Genomic DNA, 14,931 nt, shown 5'->3' with positions numbered 1-14,931 from the left:
AGGCCGGGCTCCCCGCCTCGGAGCGGGGCCGCGGCGGCCGCCGGTTATTCACGGCGCGGGTTTCGGGGGCGTTCAGACCCCCGAGGTAGGCTTACCTAAGTTGAGCCTGTTAAAACGTGCTGGCTCACTGACCGAAAGGCATGATTCGTCATGGGTTACATCAAGTCCGCCGCTCTCGACGAGACCGGCTTCGTGGTGCTCGACTCCTACGGTGAGGAGGTCGACCCGCAGGAGTGGCTCTCGATCGAGTACGTCGATTGGAAGTCGTCGGGCGACACCCGCTTCGCGCCGCTCGCGTCCGCCAAGGGCGAGATCGAGTGCAACGGGTTCTGGAACCACACGCCCCCGCGCACCGATAAGGACGGCGTCTGGATCCCCGAGCAGACCGACAAGGCGCCGACCCTGACCCGTCGCGCGCAGGAGCCTGGCGCCAACGTCGGCCGGTGCCGCATCATCGAGCTGCAGCCGAACACCTACGCCGACGCGCTGTACAACCTCCACCAGGACGACAACAACCGCCTCAACCCCGACGGCACCGGCTGGGTCGTGCGCGGCTTCTTCAACCTCACCGACGACAAGAACAGCTACTTCGTGCTGCGCGAGAACCGGACCGACCCGAGCATCGAGTACCGCGTCGCGCTTCCCGCCGGCGCGCAGCTCATCGTCGACACGCAGCGTCTCTGGCACGCCGTGCATCACGACGGCACGGAGCCGCGCTACTGCCTCATCACCTCGTGGGAGTCCGGCCCCGAGCTCGACGCCTACATGGAGAAGTACCACGCCGTGCCGACCGCACCGCAGTTCGAGGTCGCGCAGGAGGCGCTCGACGCCGGTCAGGCCGAGCAGGCCCGCCGCGACGCCGCGCGTGCCGCGTACTACGCCGCCAAGGGCAAGGCCGAGGTCCAGGCCATGAGCGAGGCCTGAGCCACGCCTGCCGGATCGGGGAGGGCCCGGGAATCACAGTCTTGTGATTCCCGGGCCCTCTCCGCGATAATGGCGGCAGCACAACCGAACAGCACGTCATGACACCGTCACAGGTCGTAGGGGAAGACGCACCTGACGAACGGAGAGATCATGGCGACACATAATGCGCGTGGGGTGATCTTCATCCACTCCGCGCCACGAGCGTTGTGCCCCCACCTCGAGTGGGCAGTGGGGCGAGCCCTCGGCCGCGCCGTCAGCTTCGACTGGGCGGATCAGCCGGTGCTGACCGGCAGCAGGCGCTCCGAGTTCTACTGGGAGGGTGCCGCCGGGACGGGGTCTGCACTGGCGACGGCGATCCGCGGCTGGGAGCACCTGCGGTTCGAGGTCACGGAGGACCCCACCCCACGCAGTGACGGCGGTCGCTGGCTGCACACGCCCGGACTCGGCATCCATTACGCACAGACCGATACCGCGGGCAACGTCGTGATCGGCGAGGACCGCATCCGCTATGCGATGGAGATCGCCGGCGGCGACGCGTTCGAGCTGCAGCGTGAACTCGATGTCGCGCTGGGGGCCGCGTGGGACGAGGAGCTCGAGCCGTTCCGGCACGCGAGCGACGACGCCCCCGTCGTCTGGCTGCACAAGGTCGGCTGAACAACCCCAGAGACGCAGGCGGCGCGAGGCGCCACTACCGAGGCTCGGAGGCCGTGAATCCCGGGTCGCGGGACCGCGAACCGCCGCCTGACACGACAGACGCCCCCGGTCGGCTTCACCCGGGGGCGTCTTCGCGTCACGTGCCGTCAGACCGAGCGGAAGGCGACGACGGCGTTGTGGCCGCCGAAACCGAAGGAGTTGCTGATCGCGAGCTGGTCGCCGGCCCCGAGGGCGATGGGCGAACCCGAGATGCGCAGCGGAATGTCGGGGTCCTGGGTGCTGACGTTGATCGTCGGCGGCGCCTGACGCTCGCGCAGTGCGAGGAGCGTGAAGATCGCCTCGAGCGCACCGGTGCCGCCCAGCAGGTGGCCGGTCGCGCCCTTCGTCGCAGAGACGGGGATCTCGTGGACGCGGTCGCCGAAGACGCTCAGCAGCGCCTTGTACTCGGCGATGTCGCCGGTGGGAGTCGACGTGGCGTGCGCATTGATGTGCGTGACCTCGTCGGGCGTCGCACCCGCCTGCTCGAGCGCGAGCCGGACGGCACGCGAAGCACCAAGACCCTCAGGCTCCGGGGCCGTGATGTGGTACGAGTCGGCCGTCACTCCGCCGCCTACGACCTCGCCATAGATCCTCGCGCCGCGGGCCCTGGCGTGCTCCTCGGTCTCGAGGACCAGGGCCGCCGCGCCCTCGCCCATGACGAACCCGTCACGGTCGACGCTGTACGGCCGCGACGCGGTCTCGGGGGAGTCGTTGCGCTTGGAGAGGGCCTGCATCGCGGAGAAGGCGGCGATCGTGAGCGGGTGGATGACCGCCTCAGCTCCCCCGGCGATGACGACGTCGGCGTGACCCGCTCGAAGGCTCTCGAAGGCGTTGACGAGCGACTCGGTGCTCGACGCGCACGCCGAGGCCACCGTCCGTGCGTAGGCGCGGGCGTTCAGGTGCATCGAGACGGCCGCAGCGGGGGCGTTCGGCATGAGCATCGGGACGCTCATGGGCATGACCCGGCGAGGACCCTTGGTCTTGAGCGTGTCCCAGCCCGCGAGCGTCGTCTGGAGGCCTCCGATGCCGGTCGCGAAGTCGACGGCGAACCGCTCGGGCTCGACCTCGGGCTTCCCCGCGTCCTCCCAGGCCTCGAACGCGGCGACGAGCGCGAACTGCGCCGACGGGTCGAGGCGGTTGGCGATCGGACGCTCCAGCACCGTGTCAGGCCGCACGAGCGCCTGCGCGGCGAAGGTGACGGGGAGCTGGTACTCCTCGACCCAATCCTGCTCGATGGTGTGCGTGCCGGATGCGCCGCTCAACAGCGCCGACCAGCTCTCGGGAGCGGTGCCGCCGATGGGGGTCGACGCGCCGATGCCGGTGACAACGATACGGGGTGTGCTCATGGATCAGAGTCCTCGCGATGCTGGCCGGTGGGGGCCGCGGCCCCCACCGGGATGTCCTACGCCTGGTTCGACGTGATGAAGGTGACGGCGTCGCCGACGGTCTTGAGGTTCTTGACCTCGTCGTCCGGGATGGTGACGCCGAACTTCTCCTCGGCGTTGACGACGATCGTCATCATCGAGATCGAGTCGATGTCCAGGTCGTCGGTGAACGACTTCTCGAGCGCGACCTCGTCGGCCGAGATACCGGTCTCGTCGGTGATGAGCTCCGCGAGTCCCGCGAGGACCTCGTCGTTGGTGAATGCCATGGGATTCTCCTGTTTGTTAGGGGTAGGCGTGCCCGAGCGGGCCGGGAATCAGTCTAAGGTCGCGGTTCGCCGCGTCACGGAAGGACGACCACCTGCGCGCCGAAAACCAGCCCGGCGCCGAAGCCGATCTGGAGTGCGAGTCCGCCGCTGAGCTCGGGATGCTCCTGGAGCAGACGGTGGGTGGCGAGCGGGATGGAGGCCGCCGAGGTGTTCCCGGTGGTCTCGATGTCACGGCCGATCAGCACGGTGTCGGGGAGACCGAGCTGCTTCGCGAATTCGTCGATGATGCGCATGTTCGCCTGGTGGGGCACGAAGGCGGCGAGATCGGATGCCTCGATCCCCGCGGCCTCGAGCGCCTGGCGCGCGACCTTCACCATCTCCCAGACGGCCCAGCGGAAGACCGTGGGGCCCTCCTGGCGAAGCGTCGGCCAGGGCGCGACGCCGTCGCGGAACTCGTTCAGTGTGTGGTTCATGCCGACGGCGTCGGACTTCGAGCCGTCGGAGCCCCAGACCGTGGGACCGATGCCGGGAGTGTCGCTGGGACCGATGACGGCCGCGCCCGCTCCGTCGCCGAGAAGGAACGAGATGCTCCGATCCGCGGGGTCGACGATGTCGCTGAGCTTCTCGGTTCCGACGACCAGCGCATAGTGCGCGGCGCCGGCGCGCACGAGCGCGTCGGCCTGCGCGACGCCGTATGCGAAGCCGGCGCACGCGGCGTTCACGTCGTAGGCGGCGGCAGGGTTCGCCCCGACGCGGTCGGCGACGATCGCCGAGACCGACGGGCTCTGCTTCGGGTTGCTGATCGTCGCGACGATCACGGCGTCGATCTGAGAGGGCTCCAGACCTGAGCGCTCGATCGCCTCGCGGGCGGCATCCGTTGCCAGGTCGATCGCGTCGGTCTCCGGTACTGCACGAGTGCGCGTGACGATGCCGGTGCGCTGGCGGATCCACTCGTCGCTGGAGTTGATCGGGCCGATGAGATCCTCGTTGGGGACCGCGATCTCGCCGCGTGCGGCGCCGAACGAATAGATGCGCGTGTGGGCGGCACCGGTGGGCTGAATGAGGCTGCGGGTCATGCGGGATACTCCGGTCAGGCGTCGGCGGCCACCAGCGCGGTGGCGGCCTCCAGGTCAGCGGGCGTCTTGACGGCGACGGCGGGGACTCCGCGGAGCGCGCGCTTCGCGAGCCCGACGAGCGTGCCCGCGGGGGACAGCTCCACGATGCCGGATACGCCGGCGTCGGCGAAAGACTCCATGCAGAGATCCCAGCGCACCGGTGAAGCGACCTGGTCGACGAGCAGGTCGACGAAGGCCGTGCCCGAGGCCGCCGCGGAGCCGTCGCGGTTCGTCCACAGCGTGACCCCCGGATCGGAGACGTCGTGATCGGTCGCGGCGGCGCGGAGAGCCTCGACGGCCGGAGCCATGTAGTGCGTGTGGAAGGCGCCGGCGACCTGCAGCGGGATCACGCGGGTGCCGGAGACCGGCTCGGCCGAGAGAGCTTGGAGGGCGTCGAGTGCGCCGGCGACGACGAGCTGCCCGCCGCCGTTGTAGTTCGCCGGGGAGAGCCCGAGCTCTTCGAGGCGGGCGAGGACGGATGCCTCGTCCCCGCCGATCACGGCGCTCATGCCTGTTTCGGCTGCTGCTGCGGCCTCCGCCATCGCCCGGCCGCGTATGCCCACCAGGGTGAGCGCGGACTCTTCGCTCAGCACGCCCGCCGCCGCTGCGGCCGCGAACTCCCCGACCGAATGCCCGGCGACGCCGCCGATGCGCTCACGGTCGGGCAGCGCGTTCCACGACAGCAGGCTGGCCGCGACGATGAGCGGCTGCGCCACCTGGGTGTCGCGGATCTGGTCGGCGTCCCATTCCGTGCCGGCGGCGACGAGGTCGACGCCCGACCACTCCGAGTACAGAGCGAGGCGATCCGCCGCGTCGTCCGATTCGAGCCAGGGAGTCAGGAAGCCGGGGGACTGGGATCCCTGCCCGGGGAAGACCGCGATTCTCACCGTTCCATCCTGTCAAGGATCAGAGAGGTCGTTCTGGCGACACCGTCACAAGAATCACGCGCGGCTTTGTGCGTGGCCCACACCGACAGGGGGATCAAGCCGGGTTGCGCCGTGCGGGCGGCCGACGGCGCGAGGCATCCGTTCCGATCGATCCGAGGATCAGTGCCGTCTGCAGGATCAGCGCCTCACGAGGCCCGGTGGCGTCCCAGCCGATCACCTCCGACACGCGCTTGAGCCGGTAGCGGACCGTGTTCGGGTGCACGAACAGCTCGCGCGCGGTCGCCTCGAGCGACCGGCCGTTGTCGAGGTAGGCCCAGAGCGTCGACACGAGGTCGGCGCTGTGCGCCTGGAGCGGTCGATAAATGCGCTCGACCAGCGTGAGCTTGGCGAGGGGATCCCCCGCGAGCGCGCGCTCGGGGAGGAGGTCGTCGGCCTCCACCGGTCGGGGCGCGTGGCGCCACGCGCGCGCGACGGCGAATCCGGCGAGGGCCGCGCGGGCGCTCTGACTTGCGTCGACGAGCGCCGGCACGGTGGGTCCGAGCACCAGGTACCCCCCGCCGAAGCCCGGCTCGAGACGGCGCGCGATCTCACCGAACGGAAGGTCCGTCACCGCGTCGTCCGCGACCGCCGACGGCTCGGCTCGCCCGACCACCAGCACGAGACGGGAGCCCTGCACGCCGATCAGCACGTCGACGCCCAGCTTGCGCGCCGTCCGCCGGAGCTGGTCGACATCGAACTGCGGGGGAGTCGTGCCGACGAGCACCGCGACCTCGCCGTGACCGTGCCAGCCGAGGGCGGCGATGCGGCTCGGGAGCTCCTCATCGGCCTCGCCCGTGAGGATCGAGTCGACGACGAGCGCCTCGAGGCGCGCATCCCAGAGGCCGCGCGCCTCGGCGGCGCGGGCGTAGACGTCCGCTGCGGCGAACGCCACCTCTCGCGAGTAGAGCAGTATCGCCTCGCGAAGGTGCTCGCCCTTGCCCGCGACGCGCTCCTCGGTCACCTCGACGGTGACGCGGATGAGTTGCAGGGTCTGCTGCAGGCTGACGCTGCGCAGCAGCTCGCGGGGAGCCGCGGCGAAGATGTCGGACGCGATCCACGGCGTGGAGCCGGGCTCGTCGTACCACGAGATGAACGACGTGATACCGGCCTGCGCCACCAGCCCGACGGCGGAGCGTCGGGCCGGCGGCATCTCGGCATACCAGGGCAGCGTCTCCTCGAGGCGCTTGATGGTGACGGTCGCGAGGTCGCCCGCGATGCGCCGCAGCCAGGCGAGCGTCTCGACCTTGTCCATCACCTCGGTGGACTTGCCCATCCGCCGGTCAGCTCTCGCCGCCCGCGTTCCCGCTCGTGCCGGCGGTCACGTCGTGCAGGCGGTACTTCTCGATGGCCTGCACCGCGAGGCTGCGGTCGACCGCACCCTCTTCGGCCAGTGCCTGCAGCGTCCGGACCGCGACCGAGGGGCCGTCGATCTTGAAGAAGCGACGTGCCGCAGCGCGCGTGTCGGAGAAGCCGAAGCCGTCGGCACCGAGCGTCGCGAAGCGGTTCGGCACCCACGGACGGATCTGGTCCTGCACCGCGTGCATGAAGTCGCTGACCGCGACCACCGGGCCGGCTGCGTCCTTCAGCTTCTCGGTCAGGTAGGCCGTGTGCGGCTCCTCCTCCGGGTGGAGGAAGTTGTGCTCGTCGGCGGCCAGGCCGTCGCGCCGCAGCTCGCTCCACGACGTGACAGACCAGACGTCGGCCTGCACGCCCCAGTCATCGCGCAGCAGCTGCTGCGCCTCGAGCGCCCACGGCACGCCGACGCCCGACGCGAGGAGCTGGGCCTTGGGGCCCTCACCCCCCGCGGTGGAGACGCGGTGGATGCCGCGCACGATGCCGTCGACGTCCACGCCTTCGGGCTCGGCCGGCTGCACCAGCGGCTCGTTGTACACCGTGAGGTAGTACATGACGTTGGGGTCGGGGTGGTTCCCGCCGTACATGCGCTCGATGCCCGAACGGACGATGTGCGCGATCTCGTAACCGTAGGCCGGATCGTACGACAGGGTCGCCGGGTTGGTCGCGGCGAGGAGCAGCGAGTGGCCGTCGGCGTGCTGGAGACCCTCGCCGGTGAGCGTGGTGCGTCCGGCCGTCGCACCGATGATGAAGCCGCGCGCCATCTGGTCGCCCGCCGCCCACTGGGCGTCGCCGGTGCGCTGGAAGCCGAACATCGAGTAGAAGACGTAGACCGGGATGAGCGGCTCGCCGTGCGTGGCGTACGAGGTGCCTGCTGCGGTGAACGCGGCGACCGCGCCGGCCTCGTTGATGCCGACGTGGACGATCTGCCCCTGCGGGCTCTCCTTGTAGGCCAGGAGAAGCTCGCGGTCGACCGACGTGTAGTTCTGGCCGTGCGGGTTGTAGATCTTCGCCGAGGGGAAGAACGCGTCCATACCGAAGGTGCGCGCCTCGTCCGGGATGATCGGCACGATGCGGTGGCCGAAGTCCTTCGCGCGGAGCAGGTCCTTGAGCAGGCGCACGAACGCCATGGTCGTGGCGATCTCCTGCGTGCCCGAGCCCTTCTTCGGCAGCGCGTACGCCTCGTCGCCCGGAAGCTGCAGGCCGACGTGGTGCGAGCGGCGCTCGGGGAGGAAGCCGCCGAGGGAGCGGCGACGCTCCAGCATGTACTGGATCGTCTCGTCGTTCGAGCCGGGGTTGTAGTACGGCGGCAGGTAGGGGTTCTCTTCGAGCTGCGCATCCGAGACCGGGATCCGCATCGAGTCGCGGAAGAACTTGAGGTCCTGCAGCGTCATCTTCTTCATCTGGTGGGTCGCGTTGCGGCCCTCGAAGTGATGCCCGAGGCCGTAGCCCTTGATCGTCTTGGCGAGGATCACGGTGGGCTGGCCCTTGTGCTCGGTCGCGGCCTTGTAGGCGCCGTAGACCTTGCGGTAGTCGAGGCCTCCGCGGCGGAGCTTGCCCCAGATGTCGTCGTCCGACCAGTCCTTCACGAGGGCGGCCGTGCGCTCGTCGCGCCCGAAGAAGTGCTCGCGGATGAACGCGCCGTCCTCGGCACGGTAGGTCTGGAAGTCGCCGTCCGGGGTGGTGTTCATGAGGTGCACGAGCGCGCCGTCGGTGTCCTTCGCGAGCAGCTCGTCCCAGCCAGAGCCCCAGACCACCTTGATGACGTTCCAGCCGGCACCGCGGAAGAAGCTCTCGAGCTCCTGGATGATCTTGCCGTTGCCGCGGACCGGGCCGTCGAGGCGCTGCAGGTTGCAGTTGACGACGAACGTGAGATTGTCCAAGCCCTCGTTGGCCGCCACCTGCAGCTGACCGCGGCTCTCGACCTCGTCCATTTCGCCGTCGCCGAGGAACGCCCACACGCGCGAGTTCGAGAGATCCTTGATCCCGCGGTTGGTGAGGTACTTGTTCGACATCGCCTGGTAGATGGCGTTGATCGGGCCGAGTCCCATCGACACCGTCGGGAACTGCCAGTACTCCGGCATGAGGCGCGGGTGCGGGTATGACGGCAGCGCGTTGGGCGCCTTCGACTTCTCCTGGCGGAAGCCGTCGAGCTGCTCGGAGCTGAGGCGCCCCTCCAGGAACGAGCGGGCGTAGATGCCGGGCGAGGCGTGACCCTGGATGAAGATCTGGTCGCCGCCGGTCGGGTCGTCGAGGCCGCGGAAGAAGTGGTTGAAGCCGACCTCGTACAGCGAGGCGGAGGATGCGTACGTCGAGATGTGCCCACCGACGCCGATGCCGGGCCGCTGCGCGCGGTGCACAGTGATCGCGGCGTTCCAGCGGATCCACCGGCGGTAACGGCGTTCGAGCTCCTCGTCGCCCGGGAACTCGGGCTCGTTCTCCGGGGCGATCGTGTTGATGTAGTCCGTCGTGGGAACCTGCGGGACGTTCAGCTGCAGCTCGTGGGAGGTCTGCAGCAGGCTCAGCATGATCTCGCGGCCACGTCCGTGGCCCTTCGCCTGCACGAGCTGCTGGAGGGACTCCTGCCACTCGGAGGTCTCATCGGGATCGCTGTCGAGGGGTTCCTGCGAATACGGATCCTGATCGTTGACAGTCACAGAAGACCTTTCGTCGTCTGGCAGATCGTGCCAGGTAATCGCTACGGGAGCGGCGCGGGCGTTGTCTGCCCTGCACAAACGCACCGACAGCCAGCCTAGCGAGTTCGAGACGCTCCGGACGCACCTCGTAGACTGGTCGCGAGGGCCTTTAGCTCAGCTGGTAGAGCGCCACGTTTACACCGTGGATGTCGTCGGTTCGATCCCGGCAGGGCCCACCCGAGATCTCAGGGCCGGTCCGCGCGCGGATCCCCGTCGCCGCCCCGATCCCCGTCGCCCCGCTCGTGCGAGACGACGTGCGGCAGCGCGAACTCCTGGTACCCGGGCTGGCCGATCTTGGAGTGCCGGTGCGAGTACGCGAAGTAGATCACGAATCCCAGGAGGAGCCACACCACGAATCTCAGCCACGTCTCCACCGTGAGGTTGAGCATCAGGTAGACGCAGATCGCGGCAGACAGCGCCGGCAGCCACGGGTTGAGGGGCACGCGGAAGGTGCGATGCAGGTCGGGGCGCTTGCGCCGCAGCGCGATGACGCCGATCGACACGAGCACGAACGCCGACAGCGTGCCGATGTTGACCATCTCTTCGAGCAGGCCGATCGGAGTGAAACCCGCGACGACGGCGACCACGATCGTCACGAGGATCGAGATGACCCACGGCGTGCGGAACCGCGGGTGCACCTTGGCGAGGCCTATCGGCAGGAGGGCGTCGCGCGACATCGCGAAGATGATGCGCGTGGCGCCGATGAGGAGCGTGAGCACGACGGTGGTGAGGCCCGCGACGGCGCCCGCGGAGATCAGTGTCGCCATCCACGTCGCTCCGTGGAAGGCGAAGGCGTTGGCGAGGGCCGCCGCCGGGTCGAGGTCCTGGTACGGCACCATGCCGGTGACCACGAGGGCGACGGCGCAGTACAGGAGCGTGCAGATCACCAGGGAGGCGATGATGCCGATCGGCAGGTCGCGCTGCGGGCGGCGGGTCTCCTCCGCAGTGGTCGCGACGACATCGAAGCCGATGTACGCGAAGAAGACGAGCGCGGCGCCGGCGAAGATGCCGCCGACACCGAAGGCGGTCGGCTCGATGCCCGAGAGGAACTGCAGCAGCGGCTGACTGAGCCCCGTGGCGGCCTCCCGCGGCGCCGGCGCGGGCACGAACGGCGACCAGTTCGCGGGACTCACGAACAGGAGCCCGGCGACGATGACGAACAGCACGATGAAGAGCTTCACGGCGACGAGCACCATGTTCACGCGCAGCGACTCCTTGATGCCGAACGTCATGAGGCCGCCGAGCACGAGCACGAGCAGTATCGCCATGAGGTCGACGGTGCCGCCGTATCCGATCTCAGCGGGGATCGGCATCCCGAGCTGTTCGAAGAGCGTGCCGAGATACGCGCTCCATCCCTGCGCGACGACGCTCGCGCCCAGGAACATCTCGAGGATGAGGTCCCACCCGATGATCCACGCGAACAGCTCCCCGAGCGACGAGTACGAGAAGGTGTAGGCGGATCCCGACACCGGCACGGTCGACGCGAACTCGGCGTAGCAGAGCGCGGCGAGCGTGCAGGCGATCGCGGCGACCACGAAGCTGATCACGATGGCCGGGCCCGCGACCTCGTGCGCGGCGCGGCCGGTGAGGGTGAAGATGCCGGCGCCGATCACGACGCCGATGCCGAAGACCGTGAGGTCCAGGGCCGTCAAGGACTTCTTGAGTCGGGATTCCGGTTCGTCGGTGTCGGCAATCGACTGCTCGACCGACTTGGTGCGGAGAACACCCATGGTTCGCGCCTTTCGTCTTCGGAAGGGCCGGTCGTCGAATGCTAGTCGCCACCGTTGGCGCCGTCGATGCCCACGGTAGGTTGGTGACGTGAACGCCAGCCCCGCAGACCAGCGCCGCCTCGTCGAGGTCGCCCAGCTCGACGCCCGCATCCGCCAGGCCGACCATGCTCGTAAGAACCCGCCGCAGGCGGGTCGCGTGCAGGAGCTGCTGGGCCGGCGTCAGGAGCTCTCGCAGGAGCTGGGAACGCGCCTCGGCGCCAGGGACGATCTGCGCACCGAGCTGTCGCGCATCGAGTCCGATGTCGCCGTGGTCGACGCCCGCGCGGCGCGCGATGCGGGCCGCCTGGCCGCCTCGACGAACTCGAAGGAGGCACAGGGGCTCGAGAGCGAACTGGCTGCCCTCGCCCGCCGCAAGAGCGATCTCGAAGACGCGGAGCTCGCCGTCATGGAGCGTCTCGAGACCGCCGACGCCGCCATCGCCGAGCAGGAGGGCCTCATCGCGGCGACCAACGCCGAGGGCGCCGAGCTGAGCGCCGAGGGCAAGCGCGCCGTCGCCGAGGCGACGGCGGCCTTCGAGGCAGCCACCCGTGACCGCGCGGCCATCGCAGGCAGCGTCCCCGCCGACCTTCTCGCCTTGTACGACCGCCTCGCGGTCCGCAGCGCCGGCGCGGCGTTCCTGCGCCGTCGCACGTGCGAGGGCTGCCACATGGTGCTCGCCGGCACCGACCTGCAGGTGCTGCGCCAGGCCGGCGAGAACGACGTGGTGACGTGCCCGGAGTGCGGCTGCATCCTCGTGCGCGACGACGAATCCGGGCTGTGACCGCAGCCGGGCAGTGCTGCGGTGGGCGTGCCTGACGCCCCGGGCTGGATCGTCCTCGGGCGGACCGGACGCGGCGCCGCCGCCGTTCTGCTCGACGCGAACGCCGACGAGCTCGGCCGCGACGAGGTGGACGGTGCCGCGCTGTCGTCGTGGATCTCGGACGCCGAGTCCCGCTGGGCCCCGCGGTGGGTCTGGCACGACACGCCGCAGTGGTACGCCGCGCTCCTCGCCGAGGGAGTCCGCGTCGCCCGGTGTCACGACCTCCGCCTGGGCCACGCGATCCTGCGCGACTCGGCGCTCGTCGCCGAGGCGGCGGCGGTGAGGCGGGTACGGGAGTGGGATGCTGCGCCGCACGTCGATGCCGAGGAAGCCACGCCCGCCCTGTTCGAGCTGGATGCCGTCGCGCGCGGTTCCGGCCCTCCCGCCGACGTGGAGGCGGCGCTGGCCGAGTTCGCGCGTCAGCGGGATGCGGTCGCCGACAGCGCCGAGTCCGGTCGTCTTCGACTGCTCACGGCTGCGGAGTCGGCGGGCGCGTTGGTTGCCGCCGAGCTGCGTGCGGCGGGACTTCCGTGGGACGCCGAGGCGCACGACCGCATCCTCGTGGAGACCCTCGGGCAGCGCCGCCCCGGTGGCGCGCAGCCCGTGAAGCTGGCCGCGGCAGCGGAACGCGTGCGCGCGGCACTCGGCGATCCTTCCGCGAGCCTCGACTCCCAGCCGAAGCTGCTCCGGTCTCTTCACCGCGTCGGCGTGCTGGTCGAGTCCACCAGCCGGTGGGAGCTCGCCGAGCAGCGGCATCCCGTCATCGAGCCGCTCCTCGAGTACAAGAAGCTGTCGCGGCTGCTGTCGGCGAACGGGTGGGCATGGCTGTCGGACTGGGTCGCCGACGGCAGGTTCCGCCCGGTCTACGTTCCCGGCGGCGTCGTCACGGGGCGCTGGGCGTCGTCCGGCGGGGGAGCGCTGCAGCTGCCTCGTCAGCTGCGCGAGGCCGTCCGCGCGGACCCGGGATGGCGGCTCGTCGTCGCCGACGTCGCCCAGCTCGAGCCACGCGTGCTTGCGGCGATGTCGGGCGACACGGCGCTCGCGGCGGCGGCCCGCGGACGCGATCTCTACACGGGGATCGTCGACAGCGGTGCCGTCGCTACCCGGCAGGAGGCGAAGATCGCGATGCTCGGCGCGATGTACGGCGCCACCACGGGAGAGTCGGGGCGGCTGGTGCCGCGCCTGCGCCGCGCCTATCCGCGCGCGATGGGTCTCGTCGACGACGCGGCCCGCACCGGCGAGGACGGCGGCATCGTCTCCACATGGCTCGGCCGAACGTCGCCGGCCCCGTCGCCGGAATGGTCCGCCGCGCAGTCGCTCGCGACCGAGGCGGACGCATCCGGCGCCGACGAGAACCGCGCCCGGCGCTGGGCTCGCGATCGTGGTCGTTTCACGCGGAACTTCGTCGTGCAGGGCACCGCCGCCGAGTGGGCGCTCGCGTGGCTGGCCGACCTGCGCGGGCGCCTCGCCGCGCTCCCGCCGGTCCCTCCCGAGCGCAGCGCGCCACGCTCGGGGCCGGCGTTCGCGCACCGGCCGCATCTCGCCTTCTTCCTGCACGACGAGGTCATCGTGCACACCCCCGAGGAGCACGCGGATGCGGCGGCCCAGGCCGTCACGGATGCCGCGGCGACCGCGGGGCACCTGCTCTTCGGCGGCTTCCCTCTCGACTTCCGGCTCGACGTGCGCATCGCCGAGACCGCACTCAAGGAATGACCGCGCCGCGGATACCCGCACGGCGGCGATAGATAGACTGACGAATGCGAATGGGTCGGCTGGACGGTCGCGTCGCGGGCGGTTCGCCGCCGCGCGTCGAGGAACGTCCGGGCTCCACAGGGCAGGGCGGTGGGTAACACCCACCCGGAGCGATCCGCGAGACAGTGCCACAGAGAGCAGACCGCCCGGCTTCGGCCGGGTAAGGGTGAAAGGGTGGTGTAAGAGACCACCGGGGTCGTGGTGACACGTCCCGCACGGTAAACCTCGCCCGGAGCAAGGCCAGACAGGGGATGACGACGCGGCCCGCCGAGTCCCCGGGTAGGCCGCTGGAGCGGCACGGCAACGTGTCGCCGAGAGAGATGACCGTCCACGGGGCTCACGCCCCCGGACAGAACCCGGCGTACAGGCCGGCCCATTCGCGCTCCGTCGGACCGCGACGCCCATCGCGGCGCGCCCCGACGACGCGGCGACCGCGTCAGCCGCGCGCGAGCGCGGCGGCGCCGATGATGCCCGCGTTGTTGCGGTGCACCGCCGGCACGATCGGCGTCTTGAGGTCGAGCAGATGCAGGAACTTGTCGGAGTGCTTCGACACACCCCCACCGACGACGAACAGGTCGGGACTGAAGAGGAACTCGATGTGGCTGTAGTACCACTGCAGCCGCTTCCCCCACTGCTCCCACGTGAGGTGGTCACGCTCCATCGCGGAGTATGCGGCGTAGGCCTCGGCATCCTTCCCGTGACGGGCGCGCTGCACGTGGCCGAGCTCCGAGTTCGGCACCAGCACGCCGTCGTACAGCAGCGCCGAGCCGATCCCGGTGCCGAGGGTGGTGAGGATCGTGAGCCCGGGCCGGTCCTTCGCGGCGCCGTAGCGGACCTCGGCGACGCCTGCGACGTCCGCGTCGTTCGCGAAGTGGATGTCGCGGCCCAGGCCGTCCTCGAAGAACCTCTCGGCTTCGAAGTCGATCCACTGGTCCGACACGTTCGCCGCCGACAGCGTGCGCCCGTTCTTCACGATCGCGGGGAACGCCACTCCGAGGGCCACCGACGGATCGTCGGCGACGCCCAGGGTCGAGAGCACCTCGGTCACCGCGGCCAGCACGTCCGGGGGGTGCGCGCCGGCAGGAGTCGCGACCTTGACGCGATCGCTGACGAGTTCACCCTTCTCCAGATCGACGATCCCTGCCTTGATTCCGGTACCGCCGATGTCCACGCCGACGGCGCGTGCCGCGTCAGATGCCATGTCGACAGCCTATCGACGCCGACGGCGTCGC

At 70.2% G+C, this 14,931-nt stretch carries 12 protein-coding genes, 1 tRNA gene and 1 other RNA gene; 6 read left to right on the top strand and 8 right to left on the bottom strand.

Going from position 1 to position 14,931, the window contains the following annotated elements:
• Positions 1-150 precede the first annotated feature (150 nt).
• Together MRBLWH3_RS12655 and MRBLWH3_RS12650 are read left to right on the top strand one after the other, a co-directional pair.
• Positions 151-924, top strand: coding sequence for a hypothetical protein (locus MRBLWH3_RS12655; RefSeq protein ID WP_363432422.1), 774 nt, complete (start codon positions 151-153; stop codon positions 922-924).
• A 150-nt stretch (positions 925-1,074) separates the two neighbouring features.
• Positions 1,075-1,578 (top strand): DUF3145 domain-containing protein, encoded by a 504-nt coding sequence (locus MRBLWH3_RS12650; protein ID WP_363432420.1) that lies wholly within the window; start codon positions 1,075-1,077, stop codon positions 1,576-1,578.
• Between the two features lie 146 nt (positions 1,579-1,724).
• Here the strand turns inward: MRBLWH3_RS12650 and MRBLWH3_RS12645 are convergent, their stop codons facing one another.
• From MRBLWH3_RS12645 to aceE, 6 genes are all read right to left on the bottom strand, one after another.
• A complete protein-coding gene (locus tag MRBLWH3_RS12645) occupies positions 1,725-2,963 on the bottom strand; it encodes a beta-ketoacyl-[acyl-carrier-protein] synthase family protein (protein ID WP_363432417.1) in 1,239 nt (412 codons plus the stop codon).
• Between the two features lie 56 nt (positions 2,964-3,019).
• Positions 3,020-3,268, bottom strand: coding sequence for an acyl carrier protein (locus tag MRBLWH3_RS12640; protein ID WP_013586517.1), 249 nt, complete (start codon positions 3,266-3,268; stop codon positions 3,020-3,022).
• Between the two features lie 74 nt (positions 3,269-3,342).
• Positions 3,343-4,344 carry a beta-ketoacyl-ACP synthase III gene (locus MRBLWH3_RS12635; protein WP_363432415.1) on the bottom strand — a complete coding sequence of 334 codons (1,002 nt, stop codon included), beginning with the start codon at positions 4,342-4,344 and terminating at the stop codon, positions 3,343-3,345.
• A 14-nt stretch (positions 4,345-4,358) separates the two neighbouring features.
• Positions 4,359-5,270 (bottom strand): ACP S-malonyltransferase, encoded by a 912-nt coding sequence (locus tag MRBLWH3_RS12630; protein WP_363432414.1) that lies wholly within the window; start codon positions 5,268-5,270, stop codon positions 4,359-4,361.
• Positions 5,271-5,364: 94 nt separating this feature from the next.
• Positions 5,365-6,582 carry a PucR family transcriptional regulator gene (locus MRBLWH3_RS12625; RefSeq protein ID WP_414685369.1) on the bottom strand — a complete coding sequence of 406 codons (1,218 nt, stop codon included), beginning with the start codon at positions 6,580-6,582 and terminating at the stop codon, positions 5,365-5,367.
• Positions 6,583-6,589: 7 nt separating this feature from the next.
• Positions 6,590-9,319 carry a pyruvate dehydrogenase (acetyl-transferring), homodimeric type gene (aceE, locus tag MRBLWH3_RS12620; RefSeq protein ID WP_363432411.1) on the bottom strand — a complete coding sequence of 910 codons (2,730 nt, stop codon included), beginning with the start codon at positions 9,317-9,319 and terminating at the stop codon, positions 6,590-6,592.
• Positions 9,320-9,461: 142 nt separating this feature from the next.
• On the opposite strand from aceE, the gene MRBLWH3_RS12615 reads away from it, so the two are divergent.
• Positions 9,462-9,534 (top strand) — tRNA-Val (locus MRBLWH3_RS12615).
• A gap of 9 nt (positions 9,535-9,543) precedes the next feature.
• On the opposite strand, the gene MRBLWH3_RS12610 is transcribed toward MRBLWH3_RS12615, so the two are convergent.
• Positions 9,544-11,088 (bottom strand): amino acid permease, encoded by a 1,545-nt coding sequence (locus MRBLWH3_RS12610; RefSeq protein ID WP_363432408.1) that lies wholly within the window; start codon positions 11,086-11,088, stop codon positions 9,544-9,546.
• An 88-nt stretch (positions 11,089-11,176) separates the two neighbouring features.
• On the opposite strand from MRBLWH3_RS12610, the gene MRBLWH3_RS12605 reads away from it, so the two are divergent.
• The 3 genes from MRBLWH3_RS12605 (at position 11,177) to rnpB (ending at position 14,079) form a co-directional block, all read left to right on the top strand.
• The gene (locus tag MRBLWH3_RS12605; protein ID WP_363432405.1) at positions 11,177-11,908 is read left to right on the top strand and encodes a zinc ribbon domain-containing protein; all 732 of its coding nucleotides are present in this window, start codon (positions 11,177-11,179) and stop codon (positions 11,906-11,908) included.
• Positions 11,909-11,929: 21 nt separating this feature from the next.
• Positions 11,930-13,660 (top strand): bifunctional 3'-5' exonuclease/DNA polymerase, encoded by a 1,731-nt coding sequence (locus tag MRBLWH3_RS12600; RefSeq protein WP_363432403.1) that lies wholly within the window; start codon positions 11,930-11,932, stop codon positions 13,658-13,660.
• A gap of 51 nt (positions 13,661-13,711) precedes the next feature.
• An RNA gene (gene rnpB, locus MRBLWH3_RS12595) (RNase P RNA component class A) lies at positions 13,712-14,079 on the top strand.
• Positions 14,080-14,135: 56 nt separating this feature from the next.
• Here the strand turns inward: rnpB and ppgK are convergent.
• The gene (gene ppgK, locus MRBLWH3_RS12590; RefSeq protein WP_363432400.1) at positions 14,136-14,900 is read right to left on the bottom strand and encodes a polyphosphate--glucose phosphotransferase; all 765 of its coding nucleotides are present in this window, start codon (positions 14,898-14,900) and stop codon (positions 14,136-14,138) included.
• Positions 14,901-14,931 lie beyond the last annotated feature (31 nt).

Origin of the sequence: Microbacterium sp. LWH3-1.2, from assembly GCF_040675855.1 — a bacterium.
Classification (GTDB): Bacteria; Actinomycetota; Actinomycetes; order Actinomycetales; family Microbacteriaceae; genus Microbacterium.
Note: the sequence above shows the minus strand (reverse complement) of the source record. Positions and strands in the feature narration are given on the sequence as shown.

Coding starts and splice junctions, on each gene's coding strand:
- MRBLWH3_RS12645 (WP_363432417.1), bottom strand. CDS start 2,963: ATGAGCACACCCCGTATCGTTGTCACCGGCATCGGCGCGTCGACCCCC.
- MRBLWH3_RS12640 (WP_013586517.1), bottom strand. CDS start 3,268: ATGGCATTCACCAACGACGAGGTCCTCGCGGGACTCGCGGAGCTCATC.
- MRBLWH3_RS12635 (WP_363432415.1), bottom strand. CDS start 4,344: ATGACCCGCAGCCTCATTCAGCCCACCGGTGCCGCCCACACGCGCATC.
- MRBLWH3_RS12625 (WP_414685369.1), bottom strand. CDS start 6,582: ATGGGCAAGTCCACCGAGGTGATGGACAAGGTCGAGACGCTCGCCTGG.
- MRBLWH3_RS12610 (WP_363432408.1), bottom strand. CDS start 11,088: ATGGGTGTTCTCCGCACCAAGTCGGTCGAGCAGTCGATTGCCGACACC.
- MRBLWH3_RS12650 (WP_363432420.1), top strand. CDS start 1,075: ATGGCGACACATAATGCGCGTGGGGTGATCTTCATCCACTCCGCGCCA.
- MRBLWH3_RS12655 (WP_363432422.1), top strand. CDS start 151: ATGGGTTACATCAAGTCCGCCGCTCTCGACGAGACCGGCTTCGTGGTG.
- ppgK (WP_363432400.1), bottom strand. CDS start 14,900: ATGGCATCTGACGCGGCACGCGCCGTCGGCGTGGACATCGGCGGTACC.